Source organism: Nocardioides sp. (genome assembly GCF_031397825.1).
In the GTDB taxonomy this organism is placed as follows: domain Bacteria; phylum Actinomycetota; class Actinomycetes; order Propionibacteriales; family Nocardioidaceae; genus Nocardioides.
This window is the reverse complement of sequence record NZ_JANNML010000074.1, coordinates 1-13948: the sequence shown is the minus strand read 5'-3', so window position 1 is coordinate 13948 and position 13948 is coordinate 1. Positions and strand designations below refer to the sequence as shown.

The following is a 13948-nucleotide window of genomic DNA, read 5'->3' as shown; positions in this document are numbered from 1 at the left end:
GGCGGTGATGCCGCTCGGCACGCAGATGACCATCCGGGGCTTGGCGAAGTAGCGACGCCGGTGGACCTGCTGGATGAAGAACCGCAGCATCTGCTCGGTCGCCTCGAAGTCGGCGATGACGCCGTCCTTGAGCGGGCGGATCGCGGTGATGTTGTCGGGCGTGCGCCCGATCATCCGCTTGGCGTCGTGCCCGACGGCCAGGATCTCGCCCGTGGTGTCGTTGACCGCTACCACGCTCGGCTCGTCCAGCAGCACACCCTTGCGCCGGACGTAGACCAGCGTGTTGGCGGTGCCGAGGTCCACCGCCATGTCGCGGCCGATGAAGCTGTTCGCCATGCCCAACGCCTCGCAGCTCTTAGCAGCGTGCGCTCGGGGAAGAGGGAACGACGCGCGCACGCCTCGCCGTACCCGAGGTCGAGCGTAGGTTCATCTCCGCCGATCTCCGCGCAGGCACGCCGTGGCGCGTGTTGCTGATGTGACGCGCGGTGGTGGAGGTGCGAGCGGCCGCCCGGCCGCTTCATCAAGGTATGTCGGCGACACGCCACTTCCCATGACGAGCACCCCGTGGTGGGTGGCGTGTCGCCGTGGGAAGTGCGGGGCCTCCGCTCCACCGTGGGAGGTGCCGGTCCGCCTGCATACCTTGATGAAGCGGACGCATCGGCCCCGAAGCCACCCGGCCCTCAGAGATACGACTCCGGGTCCGTACGACGCTGCCAGTCACGCCGGTCCGCCTCGGGGACCTCGAGGCAGGGACCCTCGACGGAGAGCAGGACGTAGTCGCCCTGGCCGGGGAGCTCGGAGAGGGTCGCGGTCAGGTCACCGGAGCTGCCCTCGAGGGTCGAGCCGCCGGGGCGTGAGCCGGGGGTGGGGTCGGCGAAGCCTGCGGCCACCAGCACTGGCCCGAGGGCGTCGAGGTGCGGGCGGGAGGCACCGGGACCGGCGTCGACGCGCCCGGTGGCGGTGTAGCGGAACGTGCGGAGCTCGTCCTCGGAGGCCGACTCGCACCCCTCGACCCGCCCGGTCGTCTGCGAGGCACGACCGCCGAGGGCGTCGGCGACACCGGTCACGAGGGACGCAGACGCGGCGCGGACGCGGTCGCGCTGCTGCTCCAACGCCGCACTGTCCACCGGCTCTGCCTCCACGTCGTCCCCTCCGGATCCACACCCGCCCACCATCAGCATGACGAGCAACCACCCTGCCAGGACCGAGCGCCCGCTCACCGGGTGGCCGGGGTGGTCGGGTCGCGGTCGTGCTCCGGGTCCTGGACGCCGTCGTACCACGGGTCGTAGACGTGGTCGGCGTGCTCGACCGCGTCGTCGTTGCCGTTGACGATCTGGCTGATGTTGTGGAGCGACTCGGTGTCGTGGTCGAAGTACTTGGAGTGGTCGCCGAACGAGAAGGCGCCACCACGGGTCTCCGACTCGGCCTCGAAGCGGTTGGCGCCGAACTCGTCCTCGGCGGGGTCGTCGCCGAGACCGGCACCGAGGACGGTCTCCCCGTGGACCCAGCCGTGGTTGCCCAGGTCGGCGATGGGGTCACGGCTGTTGGCGCCGGCCCACACGTGCTCGGGGTCGATGCCGGTGTCGCCGGCGTCGTTGGTGTCGCCTCCGACCCCGGGGCTGCCCACGAAGACGATCTCGTCGACCTCGATCCCGTGGTCGTGGGCGGCGTGGCCGGTGGTCGTCGAGCCATAGCTGTGCCCGATCGCCGTCACGTGCGCCGGCTCGCCGTCACGGCTGGCGCGCAGGCCGTCGATCGTGTCGGCGAGGTGCTCGCCGCCGGCCGTGGCCATCGACTCCGTGACGACGCCGGCGCCGTCGAAGCCCTCGTCCCACGGGGCGTTGTCGGGAGCGTCGTAGCCGATCCAGAACATCGACGCGTTGGAGGCGTCGGGGTCGAGGTAGCGGGAGGACTCGTAGAGGGTCGCGGCCCGGTCGGCCTGGTAGCCCGCGCTCTCCGCGTCGGTGCCGAAGCCGGGCACGACCACCGCCACGTTGTCGGCGGTGTCGAGGTTGCCGGCGCTGATCGCGATCGCCCCGTCGCCGTCGAAGGCGGCCGGGTCGTAGAGGTAGATCTGGGTCTCGATGGGCTCACCGGTGACGGGATCGACCCGGTCGGCGATGTTGCGCCGCGCCTCGTCCGCGGCGCGGGCGTTCTCCAGCCAGGTGCGCTCGTCGTCGGTCAGCTCGCCCAGAGACTCGGTGTGCGTCCAGTCGGCGAGGTCGCGGTCGAGGGCCACCGTGTTGGCGGCGTTGCGCGGACCCGCCGGGATGCCGTCGAGGTTGCCGATCGCGCCCGGGGCTGCGGCGATGATCGCCTGCTGCTGCGCGTGGGTCAGCGAGTCCCACCACGCGTTGACCTCCTCCGGGGTCGCGTCGGCACCGGGCTTTGACGCCAGCGCGCCGTCGGCCGGGTCGGCGACGCCGCCGTAGATCCGCTCAACCGCCTCCGCCTCCTGCACCCGCTGGAAGGCCTGCACCATCGCGGTCTCCTCGGACGCGAGGTCGCTCGACCAGGTCGTCACGTCTGCGTCGAAGAGCTCGACGTCGCGGCGCACCAGGTCACACTCGGCCTGCAGGGCCGCCGCGTCGTCCTCGGTCGCACCCGTGATCTCGCCGCGCAGCCGCGCGACCTCACCGGCGAGGTGGGAGCGTCGCTCCTCCAGGTCCGTACGACGGTCCAGCAGGCGCTGGAGCTCGTCAGCGTGGGCATCGACGCGGGTCGCGACGGAGCGCAGGGCCAATGACATGGCGTCCGCCCGACGACCGATCGGGGCGATGGTCTCGTGGTATCGCGCAGAGCCGCGACCGGTCCAGTCGCCGACGCGGGCGTCACCGGCCACGAAGCTGCCGAGGTCGTCGATCTGGGCGGAGGCCGCGAGCAGGTCTCCGCCGCACTCACGGACCGCGCTCGGCCGGCAGGTCAGCAGCGGCACGGCACATGGCTGGGGCGGCAGCGTGATCGTGGTCATCGCTGCTCCGCCACATAGGTCGAGAGGAGGAAGAGGTCGAGGCCGGCGGCCTCGTCGCTGGTGACGTAGTCGCGGATGACCACCCGCAGCCCGTCGGCCCGCGCCTCGGAGTCGGTGCCGAGCGTCTCTGCATGGCGCTTCCACTGGGTGAGGAAGCGTGAGGCGGCACCTGACACTGCGCTGGTGAAGCCCTCGGTGCCGGCGCCGGAGATCTGGCCTGCGGCGGCGGCGAGGTCGAGGTGCTGGTCATCCCACCGCTGGGAGACGACGCCGACCGAGAGCGGCACGACCTCCATCACCGACCACCCGCGTGCGGCCGGGCGGGAGGACGGGTGAGTCCCCGGGCCCGGTCCTGCCCTACCGGCAGGGACTCGGCGGCCAGCTCGACGAGCAGCGTGCCCGACCCCTCGGCGTACGACGCGGTGACGGTGAGGTCGTCGAGGTAGGCGACCAGCCGCTCGACCGGACCCTCGGGGCGGGTGACCGCCCAGCCGTCGGACTCGAGCTCGGCGCGCAGGGCGACGAGCACGTGGAAGCCGTCGACGCGACGTGTGACGAGACGCGCGGTTGCCCTGACGGACTCGGGGCCGGTGCCGTAGGTGCACCGTGGCTGCGGCCGATCGTCACTGTCGGGAGCCACCATCGCCCACAGGCCCCTGGCGACCGCCTCGACCCGGAGCAGGGCCGACGAGACCACCTCGTCGGACACCGGATCAGCGCCGTCGGGTCGCCCCACCGGTGGCAGCAGCACGACGTCGACGTCGCGGTGCCGACGTCGCAGGACGTCGAAGAACGGGTCACCGACGGGGTCCGAGAGGGGGTGCAGCTCCATGGAAGGAGCGTGCCCACGTCACCGAGGCGGAAACTCCGATCACCGCAGGCTGTGCACCGGAGCGTGGCCCGCGGGTGGCCTAGAGGTGCGGGAACCAGATCGCGATCTCGCGCTCGGCGGACTCGGGCGAGTCCGATCCGTGCACGAGGTTCTCGCGGTTGGAGAGCGACAGGTCGCCGCGGATGGTGCCGGGCGCGGCCTTGCGACCGTCGGTGGCCCCGTTGATCGCGCGCACGACCTCGATCGCCTCGTCGCCCTCGAGCACCAGCGCCACCAGGGGGCCGCTGGTCACGAAGTCCCGCAGCGGCGGGTAGAAGTCGCGCTCGACGTGCTCGACGTAGTGCTCGTCGGCCTTGGCGCCGTCGATGAGGCGGTGCTCCATCGCCACGATCGTGAGGCCCTTGGCCTCGAAACGGGACAGGACCTCCCCCACCAGACCGCGCTTGACGGTGTCGGGCTTGAGGAGGACGAGGGTGCGCTGGCTCATGCACCTGACCCTAGCGACTCAGCCGAGCTGAGCCGCACGCCGGAGCACGTCGTCGGGCACCGGCCCGCTCGCGTCGTCCGCCGCCACGGGTGCCGAGGAGACCCGGCGGATCGGGATCACCCCGCCCCAGACCCCCGCCTCGACGTCCTCGACGTCGTCGACCGGGCCCTCCGCACGGACCTTGAGCGACGCCTCGTGCAGGGGTACGGCGAGCACCGAGGTCGCTGCCAGCTCCTTGCGCGTGCTGGGGCGCAGGGTCGCGGAGCGGCCGGGGACCATGTGGTCGACGGTGAGCGCCAGGGCATGCGCCTTCTCGTCGGCCTCGGTGACGATCCGGGCGACCCCGATGACGACCGCCGAGCGGTAGTTCATCGAGTGGTGGAAGCCCGAGCGGGCCGCCACGAGCCCGTCGACCTCGGTGATCGTCACGCACACGGTGGTCGCCTCCGAGCGGTTCAGCCAGCGAGCCGCGACCGAGCCGTGCACGTAGAGCGTGCCGCCCTCGTCCCGCCCGTCGAGGTCCACCGCGAAGGCGACCGGCAGCACCACCGGATGGTCGCCGACGCTGACGCCGAGGTGGGCCACCAGCGCGTCATCCAGCAGGGCGTGCAGCTCCGACCGGTCCTCCACGGCGCGGTTGCGACCCCGGTTGACCGAGGTCCGGGCGGTGGGCGAGAGCGGCGCGAGCGTCATGGGTCTAGTCTCGACGACGGAGTGGCCTGTCGTCACGGGCCACTACATGCCAACTTCGACAGGACACTCGTGAACACGCTGATCGTCGACCTCGACCGCACGGGCTCCCCCTCGCTGGGCGTCCAGCTCAGCGGCCAGGTCCGCGCGAGGATCACCGGCGGACACCTCGCACCCGGCGACCGCCTGCCGAGCAGCCGGGCACTGGCCCACGACCTCGGCGTGGCCCGGTCGGTCACCGAGCAGGCCTATGCCCAGCTCGTCGCCGAGGGCTGGCTCGAGGGTCGGCACGGGTCGGGCACCTTCGTCGCCGCGAGCGGTCCGACCACGGCTCCCCCGGCTCCCCGGCGCCCGACCGAGGCCCCCGGGCGGCCGCTGCTGCGACTCGACTCCGGCACCCCGTGGATCGACGACCGACACCGACCCGCCTGGCGACGTGCCTGGCGCGAGGTCAGCGCGGCCACTCCCCCGCGCGGCTACGACGACCCCCGCGGCCTGCCCGAGCTCCGCGCCGAGCTCGCGGCGCGCCTGGGCCGCACCCGGGGGCTCGACGTGCACCCCGACGAGGTGCTCGTCACCGCCGGCACCACCGACGGCCTGCGGCACCTGATGACCGCCGTGGAGCCAGGCGACGTCGCGGTCGAGGACCCGGGCTACCGCGCCGCCGTCGAGACGATCCGCGCCACCGGTCGTGGCGTCGTGGACCTCCCGGCACTGCGGCCCGTCACCGACCTGCGGGGTGTGGTCGCCGCCTACGTCACGCCCGCGCACCAGCATCCCCTCGGCCCCCCGATGTCGGGCGCCGACCGGCTCTCGCTCCTGGCAGCCGCGCACACCGCAGGCGCCCTGGTCGTCGAGGACGACTACGACTCGGAGTTCCGCTACGACGTCGCGCCGATCCCCGCGCTCGCCAGCCTCGACCGTGACCGGGTCGCCTACCTCGGCACCGCCAGCAAGGCCGTCGCTCCCAGCCTGCGGCTCGGCTGGCTGGTGGCGCCCGACGCCGTCCGCGAGCGCGTCGAGCGACACCGCGCGATCACCCACGACGCCGCGTCGTGGCCGGTCCAGCGGGCTTTCCTGTCGCTCCTGCGCGAGGGCTACGTGGACCGGGTCGTCCGCTCCGCGCGCCGGGTCTACGCCGACCGCGCGACGCGCGTGGCGGCCGCCCTCACGCCGTACGTCGAGGCGCCGGTGGCGGGCATGTACGCCGCCGTCGTGCTCCCCCGGCCCCTCGCGCTGGCCGCCCATGGGGCCGCCCGCGACGCCGGCTTCGACGTGCCGCTGCTGTCGGACTACTGCCGCACCGCTGACCTGCACGGCCTGATCGTCGGCTTCGGCGGCTGCACCGACGCCGAGCTCGACAGGGCGCTCGAGGTGCTGGCCCGGGCGCTCGGGGGCTGAGCCAGCCTCAGTCGGTGTGCCCCTCGGCCTCGGCCGCGAGCTCGGCGTCGAGCGCGGCGTAGGCCGCGGCGCGCTCGCTCTCGATCTTGCGGCCCAGGAAGTCGGCGGCGCCCCACAGCAGCGCGAAGATCCCGCCGAGGACGAACATCAGCGGGATGACGAATCCGAGGGCGATCGCGGCGGCCTGGATGGCCCAGCCCAGCAGGTAGCCCCACTCGGCGCGGAGGACTCCGGCGACGAGCAGGCAGGCCACCATGAGGCCGAGCCCGACCGAGAGCGCCGTGGCGACCCCGACGTCGGCGATCGCGATCATGACCGGCGTGGTCAGGCCGAGCGTGATCGCCTCGAGGCTGAGGATGGCCGCGCACATGCCGCGACGTGGCGAGCGCTGACGGTCACTCATGGACGACGCCTCCTGATCAGGGCACGGGCCTCTCCGACGGTGACCACGGAGCCGGTGACGAGCACGGCGCCGGAGCCGAGCGACTGACCGGCGTCCTCGCCGGACTCGGCCATCGCTGCGGCCTGGTCGATGGCGCTGGCGAGGTCGGGCTCGACCGTGACGCGGTCCTCGCCGAAGACGTCGAGCGCGGCCTGCGCGAGCTGGGCGGCCGGCATCGAGCGGTGCGTGGAGTTCTGGGTGCACACGATGTGGGCGAAGTGGGGCTCGAAGGCCGACAGCAGGCCCTCGTAGTCCTTGTCCGCCATCACCCCGACCACACCGATCAGCGGGGAGAAGGCGAAGGAGTCGTCGAGCGCGGCCGCCACTGCCTCGGCACCGTGCGGGTTGTGCGCGGAGTCGAGGACGATCGTGGGGCTGCGTCGCACGATCTCGAGACGACCCGGGGAGCTGACCTCCGCGAAGGCCGCACGCACGAGCTCCTCGTCGAGAGGCTGGTCGCCGGCGAAGGCCTCCACCGCTGCCAGCGCGACCGCGGCGTTCTGCGCCTGGTGCGCGCCGTAGAGCGGCAGGAAGACCTCGTCGTAGCGGGCGCGCAGGCCCTGCAACGAGACGACCTGACCACCGACGGCGGGCACGCGGGAGATCACCCCGAACTCCATGCCCTCGCGCACGACGGTGGCACCGACCTCGGCTGCGTGGGTGAGCAGCACCTGGGCGACCTCGGGGGTCTGCTGCGCGAGCACCGCCAGCGAGCCCGCCTTGATGATGCCGGCCTTCTCGGCAGCGATGTCGACCGGGGTTTCGCCGAGGTATTGGCTGTGGTCGACGGCGATCGGCAGCACCACCGCCACCGTCGCGTCGGCGACGTTGGTGGCGTCCCACGAGCCGCCCATCCCGACCTCGACGACGGCCACGTCGACGGGTGCGTCCGCGAACGCGGCGAAGGCCATGCCCACGATGGTCTCGAAGAACGACAGCGGGTGGGCCTCGGAGGAGTCGACGAGGTGCGTGAAGGGTGCGACGTCGTTGAAGGCGCGGACGAAACCCTCGTCGTCGAGCTGCTCGCCGTCGATGCTGATGCGCTCGGTCATGCGCTCCACGTGGGGCGAGGTGAAGCGGCCCGTGCGCAGGTCGAGCGCGCGCAGCAGGGTGTCGATCATCCGGGAGGTCGTGGTCTTGCCGTTGGTGCCGGTCAGGTGGATCACGGGGTACGACGCCTGGGGGTCGCCCAGCAGCTCGGCGAAGGCGCGGATGCGGTCGAGCGAGGGCTCGAGCTTGGTCTCCGGCCAGCGGGACAGCAGGGCGTCCTCGACCTCGGCGAAGGTCTCGGCCAGACGGGGCACTTCAGGGGTCTCGGTCATCTCACCTCCGAGTCTAGGGACCCGACCCCTCGACCCGAGACTGGAACAGGTTCTAGTGTGCTGGGATGAAGACCACGGTCGCGATCGTCAACGAGCAGGGGCACGACTTCACCTTCGAGGAGGTGGAGATCGACGGGCCGCGCGGCGACGAGGTGCTGGTGCGGATCGTCGCCACCGGCCTGTGCCACACCGACATCACGATGCGCACCATGCTGCCGGCGGAGATGTTCCCCCACGTGTTCGGCCACGAGGGCGCGGGCGTCGTGGAGGAGGTCGGCGCCGACGTCAGCGGCATCGCCGTCGGGGACCACGTCGTGCTCAGCCTGCGGTCGTGCCGCAGCTGCGCGAAGTGCGACGCCGGGATGGTCGGCTACTGCGAGTCCAGCCTGATGATCAACTACATGGGGATGCGGATGGACGGCTCCACCACCTACTCGCGCGACGGCTCCCCCGTCTTCGGCTCCTTCTTCGGCCAGTCCAGCTTCTCCCAGCACGCGATCGCCTACGCCGACAACGTGGTCGTGGTCGACAAGGCCCTCGACCTCACCAAGATCGCCCCCTACGGCTGCGGCTTCCAGACCGGCGCCGGCGCCGTCCTCAACGTGCTGCAGTCGGGCCCCACCGACAGCCTCGCCGTCTACGGCGTGGGCGCGGTCGGGCTCGCCGCCATCGCCGCGGCCCAGGCCCAGGGCGTCGGCACGATCATCGCGGTGGACCTGATGCAGAGCCGCCTCGACGTCGCCGCCCGCTACGGCGCGATCGGCGTCAACCCCGCCGACCTCGAGCAGACCGGGCTCGGCAGCCCGGTGGTCGACCGCGTCAAGGAGCTGAGCGGCGGCGGGACGACCGGAGCGGTCGACACGACCGCCGTACCGGCCGTCATCAAGCAGGCCGCCCAGGCCCTCGGCGTCCGCGGGCAGCTGGTGATCCTCGGCCTCGGCGCCGAGGAGTTCCCGGTCGACGCGATCGACATCATGCAGAACGGCAAGGTCATCCGCGGCAGCGTCGAGGGCGACTCGGACCCGCTCACGATGGTGCCGCGGCTGATCGCGATGCACCAGGCCGGGCAGTTCGACGTCGACGACCTGATGGTCAGCTACCCCTTCACCCAGATCAACACCGCCATCAGCGACGTCAGCACCGGCAAGGTCGTCAAGCCGGTGCTGGTCTGGTGATCGTCCCCGCGACGGGGCGCCGCCCCGTCGGGGACGTGCGCCTCGATCATGGCCGAGACGTAGCCGTCGTCACGCGCCCGGGACCACTGGATAACGCGGGTGATGGCCACCACTAGGATTTGGGCATGACCGAGATCATCGACAGCCAGGCACCGGACGAGACGCGCACCGACAGCGGCGCCGTCGTCGTACCGGAGAAGCCGGCCCTCGAGGGTCTCGAGGACAAGTGGTCCGCGCAGTGGAAGGCCGACGGCACCTACGCCTTCGACCGCACCCAGCCTCGCGAGAACGTCTTCTCCATCGACACCCCGCCGCCGACCGTCAGCGGCAGCCTGCACGTCGGGCACGTCTTCTCCTACAGCCACACCGACCTCATCGCGCGCTTCCAGCGCATGCGCGGCAAGTCGGTCTTCTACCCGATGGGCTGGGACGACAACGGGCTGCCGACCGAGCGCCGCGTCCAGAACTACTTCGGCGTGCGCTGCGACCCCTCGCTGCCCTACGAGGCCGACTTCACCCCTCCGGAGAGGCCGGACCCCAAGAAGCAGGTCCCGATCTCGCGGCCCAACTTCGTCGAGCTGTGCAACCGGCTCGTCGTGGAGGACGAGGAGGTCTTCGAGTCGCTGTGGCGCACCCTCGGACTCTCCGTCGACTGGGACCAGACCTACACGACGATCGGCGCAAAGGCTCAGAAGGTCAGCCAGACCGCGTTCCTGCGCAACTACGCCCGCGGCGAGGCCTATCTGCAGGACGCCCCGACGCTCTGGGACGTCACGTTCCAGACCGCCGTCGCCCAGGCCGAGCTCGAGGCCCGCGACTACGCCGGCGCCTACCACCGCGTCACCTTCCACCGCCCTGACGGCGAGACGGTCGCGATCGAGACCACCCGTCCGGAGCTGATCCCCAGCGTGGTCGCGCTCATCGCGCATCCCGACGACGAGCGCTACCAGCCGCTCTTCGGCACGACCGTCGCCTCGCCCGTCTTCGGCGTGGAGATCCCCGTTGTCGCCCACCCCGCCGCCGAGATGGACAAGGGCGCGGGCATCGCGATGTGCTGCACCTTCGGCGACCTCACCGACGTCACCTGGTGGCGCGAGCTCGACCTCCCGGTCCGCACCGTCATCGGCCGCGACGGCCGCTTCCTGCGCGAGACCCCGGAGTGGCTCGCCGCCGAGCGCGCCGCCACGGCCTACGCCGAGCTGGCCGGCAAGTCCGTCTTCTCCGCCCGTGAAGCCATGGTCGCCGCGCTGCGCGAGTCCGGCGACCTCATCGGCGAGCCGACCCCGACCCAGCGCATGGCCAACTTCTACGAGAAGGGCGACAAACCCCTCGAGATCGTGGCCACCCGCCAGTGGTACATCCGCAACGGCGGTCGCGACGCCGCCCTGCGCGCCGAGATGCTCGACCGCGCCGGGGAGATCCAGTGGCTGCCGGCACACATGCGCCACCGCTACGACAACTGGGTCGGCGGCCTCAACGGCGACTGGCTGATCTCGCGCCAGCGCTTCTTCGGCATCCCCTTCCCCGTCTGGTACCCCCTCGACGAGGACGGCGAGCCCGACTACGCCCACCCGCTGATGCCGGCCGAGGCCGAGCTGCCGGTCGACCCCTCGACGCAGGCGCCGCACGGCTACTCCGAGGAGCAGCGCGGCAAGCCCGGCGGCTTCTTGGGCGACCCCGACGTCATGGACACCTGGGCGACCTCGTCGCTCACGCCCCAGATCGCCGGCGGCTGGGAGACCGACGACGACCTGTGGCAGCGCGTCTTCCCGATGGACCTCGCCACGCATGCCCACGACATCATCCGCACCTGGCTGTTCTCCCGCGTCGTGCGCGCCCACTTCGAGAACCACGCCGCCCCGTGGACCCACGCCCTCATCTCCGGCTTCATCGTCGACCCCGACCGCAAGAAGATGTCGAAGTCCAAGGGCAATGTCGTCGTCCCCGACGAGATCCTCGGCAAGTACGGCGCCGACGCCGTCCGCTGGCGCGCCGCCATCGCCCGCCCCGGCCTCGACTCCCCCTTCGACGAGTCGCAGATGAAGGTCGGTCGTCGCCTCGCGATGAAGGTCCTCAACGTCTCCAAGTTCGTCCTCGGGGGCGTGGGCGCCACGTCGGCCAACTCCGTGGAGGTCACCGAGCCCATCGACTGCGCCCTCCTGGGACGACTGGCCGCCGTGGTCACCAAGGCCACGGACGCCTTCGAGGCCTACGACTACACCACCGCGCTCGAGGTCACCGAGAAGTTCTTCTGGGAGTTCTGCGACGACTACGTCGAGCTGGTCAAGGGCCGCGCCTACGCCGAGGACGGTGGCGCTCCGACCGAGTCGGCCCGCGCCACACTCTCCCTCGCGCTCAAGGTGCAGCTGCGCCTTCTCGCGCCGTTCCTGCCCTACGTGACCGAGGAGGTCTGGTCGTGGTGGCAGGAGGGGTCGATCCACCGCAGCGAGTGGCCGCTCGTCGCCGAGCTCGGCTCCGCCGCCGCCTCCGACCCGGCCGCCGTCGACGCGGTGGCCTCGGCCCTGATCGGGATCCGCAGCGCGAAGTCCCAGGCCAAGGTGTCGATGCGGGCCGAGCTGTCCCGCGTGGAGATCTCCGGGCCCGAGCTCCTCGTGCGGGCAGCGGAGCTCGCCGAGCAGGACCTGCGCTCCTCGGGCAAGATCACCGGCGAGCTGCTCTTCACCGTCACCGACGCCACCGAGCTGTCAGTGGCTGCGGAGCTCGCCCCGACGGAGTGACGCTCAACGCGTGGGGCGAGGGCTACCGCTGACCCCGGTGGCCCTTGCCCTTGTCGCCCTTGCCGCCCTTGCCACGGTCGCCGTGCTTGGACCCGTGGCCCTTGCCCTTGCCGCCCTTGTCACGGTCGCCGTGCTTGGACCCGTGGCCCTTGCCCTTGTCGCCCTTGTCGCGGTCGCCGTGCTTGGACCCGTGGCCCTTGCCCTTGTCGCCCTTGTCACCCTCGTCACGGTCACCGTGCTTCGACCCGGGACCATGGCCCTGGCCGCCTCGACCGCGGTCGCCGTCATGGGTCCCGCGTCCGCGGTCGCCCGGGTCACGGTCACCATGGCCCTTGCCGGGCTTGGCCCCGTGGCCTCGATCGGGGCGGGAGGTCGAGCGGGTCGGCGTCGAGACGACCGGGCGCGTCACCTCGACGACCGCGGGAGCACGTGCGGGCTCGGGCCAGGGAACGGGAGCAGCCTTGACGGGCGTCCGAGGAGCGATCTCGACGCCCGCGGCCACCTCCTGCACCGACTCGATGCCGGTGGTGAGGAAGCCACGCACCGCGTCGCTGCGCAGGGCGCTCACCATGATCATGGCGCACACGACCGCGACGGCACAGAATGCCACCAGCGGTCGCCGCTGCTCGCTGCTCATCGTGTCCCCCAAGTGACGTCCGGTGCGATGCTGCTCGCTACCAGTCTGGGGACACAACGAAGCAGTGCCAACTCAGGCAACGCCTGCCGCACAGATGTCTAGACCGCCAACGTGCGACGCTCGCGACGATGTCAGGCGGACTTCTTCTTCTTCGCCTCGGACTCGCGCAGGACCAGGGTCGGGGCGACGTCCTCGAGGACGACCTCACCGGTCACGATGACCTTGGCGACGTCACCGCGCGAGGGCACGTCGTACATCACGTGGAGGAGGACCTCCTCGATGATGGCGCGAAGCCCACGGGCGCCGGTGCCGCGCTCCATCGCCTTGTCGGCGATGGCCTTGATGGCGTCCTCGGTGAACTCCAGCTCGACACCGTCGAGCTCGAAGAGCTTCTGGTACTGCTTGACCAGCGCGTTGCGCGGCTCGGTCAGGATCTGCACGAGCGCGTCCTGGTCGAGCTTGGTCACGCTGGCGATCAGCGGCAGACGCCCGATGAACTCGGGGATCAGGCCGAACTTCGTGAGGTCCTCAGGACGCACCTGCGCGAGCAGGTCCTCGGCGTCGCGCTCGGCGGCGGTGCGGACGTCGGCGGTGAAACCGAGGTTCTTCTTGCCGACTCGCTGCTCGACGATGTGCTCGAGGCCTGCGAAGGCACCACCCACCACGAAGAGGATGTTGGTGGTGTCGATCTGGATGAACTCCTGGTGCGGGTGCTTGCGACCGCCCTGGGGCGGGACCGAGGCGGTGGTGCCCTCGATGATCTTGAGCAGAGCCTGCTGCACGCCCTCGCCGGAGACGTCGCGCGTGATCGAGGGGTTCTCCGCCTTGCGCGCGACCTTGTCGATCTCGTCGATGTAGATGATGCCGGTCTCGGCCTTCTTGACGTCGTAGTCGGCGGCCTGGATCAGCTTGAGGAGGATGTTCTCGACGTCCTCACCGACGTAGCCGGCCTCCGTGAGCGCGGTGGCGTCAGCGATCGCGAACGGAACGTTCAGCATGCGGGCCAGCGTCTGTGCCAGCAGCGTCTTGCCGCAGCCCGTGGGGCCGAGCAGGAGGATGTTCGACTTGGCCAGCTCCACGTCGTCGTGGTGCGTGGCGCCGAACTGCACCCGCTTGTAGTGGTTGTAGACGGCGACCGACAGGATCTTCTTGGCATGATCCTGGCCGATCACGTAGTCGTTGAGGAACTGGTAGATCTCCTTCGGCTTGGGGAGTTCGTCCCACTTCACCTCGGTGGTCTGCGAGAGCTCTTC

Annotated in this window: 14 protein-coding genes; 3 read left to right on the top strand and 11 right to left on the bottom strand. The window is 71.3% G+C overall.

The genetic code is table 11. The features are described from left to right. The 7 genes from RMN98_RS06300 to RMN98_RS06270 all read right to left on the bottom strand — a co-directional run. A partial coding sequence (locus RMN98_RS06300; RefSeq protein ID WP_309647952.1) for a rod shape-determining protein occupies positions 1–336 on the bottom strand: 336 nt, incomplete at its 3' end. Between the two features lie 344 nt (positions 337–680). Further along, positions 681–1142: a hypothetical protein gene (locus RMN98_RS06295; protein WP_309647951.1), complete on the bottom strand. Its 462-nt coding sequence runs from the start codon at positions 1140–1142 to the stop codon at positions 681–683. Positions 1143–1216: 74 nt separating this feature from the next. Beyond that, entirely contained in the window at positions 1217–2971 is a 1755-nt protein-coding gene (locus RMN98_RS06290) for an alpha/beta hydrolase (RefSeq protein WP_309647950.1), read from the bottom strand. Continuing rightward, positions 2968–3267, bottom strand: coding sequence for a hypothetical protein (locus RMN98_RS06285; RefSeq protein ID WP_309647949.1), 300 nt, complete (start codon positions 3265–3267; stop codon positions 2968–2970). Before RMN98_RS06285 ends, RMN98_RS06290 begins: the two co-directional genes overlap by 4 nt. Then, positions 3267–3803 carry a hypothetical protein gene (locus RMN98_RS06280; RefSeq protein WP_309647948.1) on the bottom strand — a complete coding sequence of 179 codons (537 nt, stop codon included), beginning with the start codon at positions 3801–3803 and terminating at the stop codon, positions 3267–3269. The genes RMN98_RS06285 and RMN98_RS06280 overlap by 1 nt, the downstream gene beginning before the upstream one ends. Before the next feature lie 79 nt (positions 3804–3882). Continuing rightward, positions 3883–4290 carry a nucleoside-diphosphate kinase gene (ndk, locus tag RMN98_RS06275; RefSeq protein ID WP_309647947.1) on the bottom strand — a complete coding sequence of 136 codons (408 nt, stop codon included), beginning with the start codon at positions 4288–4290 and terminating at the stop codon, positions 3883–3885. Between the two features lie 18 nt (positions 4291–4308). Continuing rightward, positions 4309–4983, bottom strand: coding sequence for a pyridoxamine 5'-phosphate oxidase family protein (locus tag RMN98_RS06270; RefSeq protein ID WP_309647946.1), 675 nt, complete (start codon positions 4981–4983; stop codon positions 4309–4311). A 69-nt stretch (positions 4984–5052) separates the two neighbouring features. Here RMN98_RS06270 and RMN98_RS06265 point away from each other — a divergent pair, with 69 nt between their 5' ends. Continuing rightward, positions 5053–6381 carry a PLP-dependent aminotransferase family protein gene (locus tag RMN98_RS06265; RefSeq protein ID WP_309647945.1) on the top strand — a complete coding sequence of 443 codons (1329 nt, stop codon included), beginning with the start codon at positions 5053–5055 and terminating at the stop codon, positions 6379–6381. A 7-nt stretch (positions 6382–6388) separates the two neighbouring features. Here the strand turns inward: RMN98_RS06265 and RMN98_RS06260 are convergent, their stop codons facing one another. Together RMN98_RS06260 and RMN98_RS06255 are read right to left on the bottom strand one after the other, a co-directional pair. Beyond that, positions 6389–6784 (bottom strand): DUF4233 domain-containing protein, encoded by a 396-nt coding sequence (locus tag RMN98_RS06260; RefSeq protein ID WP_309647944.1) that lies wholly within the window; start codon positions 6782–6784, stop codon positions 6389–6391. Beyond that, on the bottom strand, positions 6781–8145 hold the full coding sequence (locus RMN98_RS06255; protein ID WP_309647943.1) for a folylpolyglutamate synthase/dihydrofolate synthase family protein: 1365 nt from the start codon (positions 8143–8145) through the stop codon (positions 6781–6783). Before RMN98_RS06255 ends, RMN98_RS06260 begins: the two co-directional genes overlap by 4 nt. Before the next feature lie 65 nt (positions 8146–8210). On the opposite strand from RMN98_RS06255, the gene RMN98_RS06250 reads away from it, so the two are divergent. Both RMN98_RS06250 and valS read left to right on the top strand, forming a co-directional pair. After that, positions 8211–9320 carry an NAD(P)-dependent alcohol dehydrogenase gene (locus tag RMN98_RS06250; RefSeq protein ID WP_309647942.1) on the top strand — a complete coding sequence of 370 codons (1110 nt, stop codon included), beginning with the start codon at positions 8211–8213 and terminating at the stop codon, positions 9318–9320. A gap of 125 nt (positions 9321–9445) precedes the next feature. Further along, complete coding sequence (valS, locus tag RMN98_RS06245; RefSeq protein ID WP_309647941.1) at positions 9446–12058, top strand: valine--tRNA ligase; 2613 nt, start codon at positions 9446–9448, stop codon at positions 12056–12058. 22 nt (positions 12059–12080) lie between these two features. Here the strand turns inward: valS and RMN98_RS06240 are convergent, their stop codons facing one another. Both RMN98_RS06240 and clpX read right to left on the bottom strand, forming a co-directional pair. Then, on the bottom strand, positions 12081–12695 hold the full coding sequence (locus RMN98_RS06240; protein WP_309647940.1) for a hypothetical protein: 615 nt from the start codon (positions 12693–12695) through the stop codon (positions 12081–12083). Between the two features lie 131 nt (positions 12696–12826). Beyond that, positions 12827–13948: ATP-dependent Clp protease ATP-binding subunit ClpX (gene clpX, locus RMN98_RS06235; protein ID WP_309647939.1), on the bottom strand; the 1122-nt coding region annotated here is incomplete at its 5' end.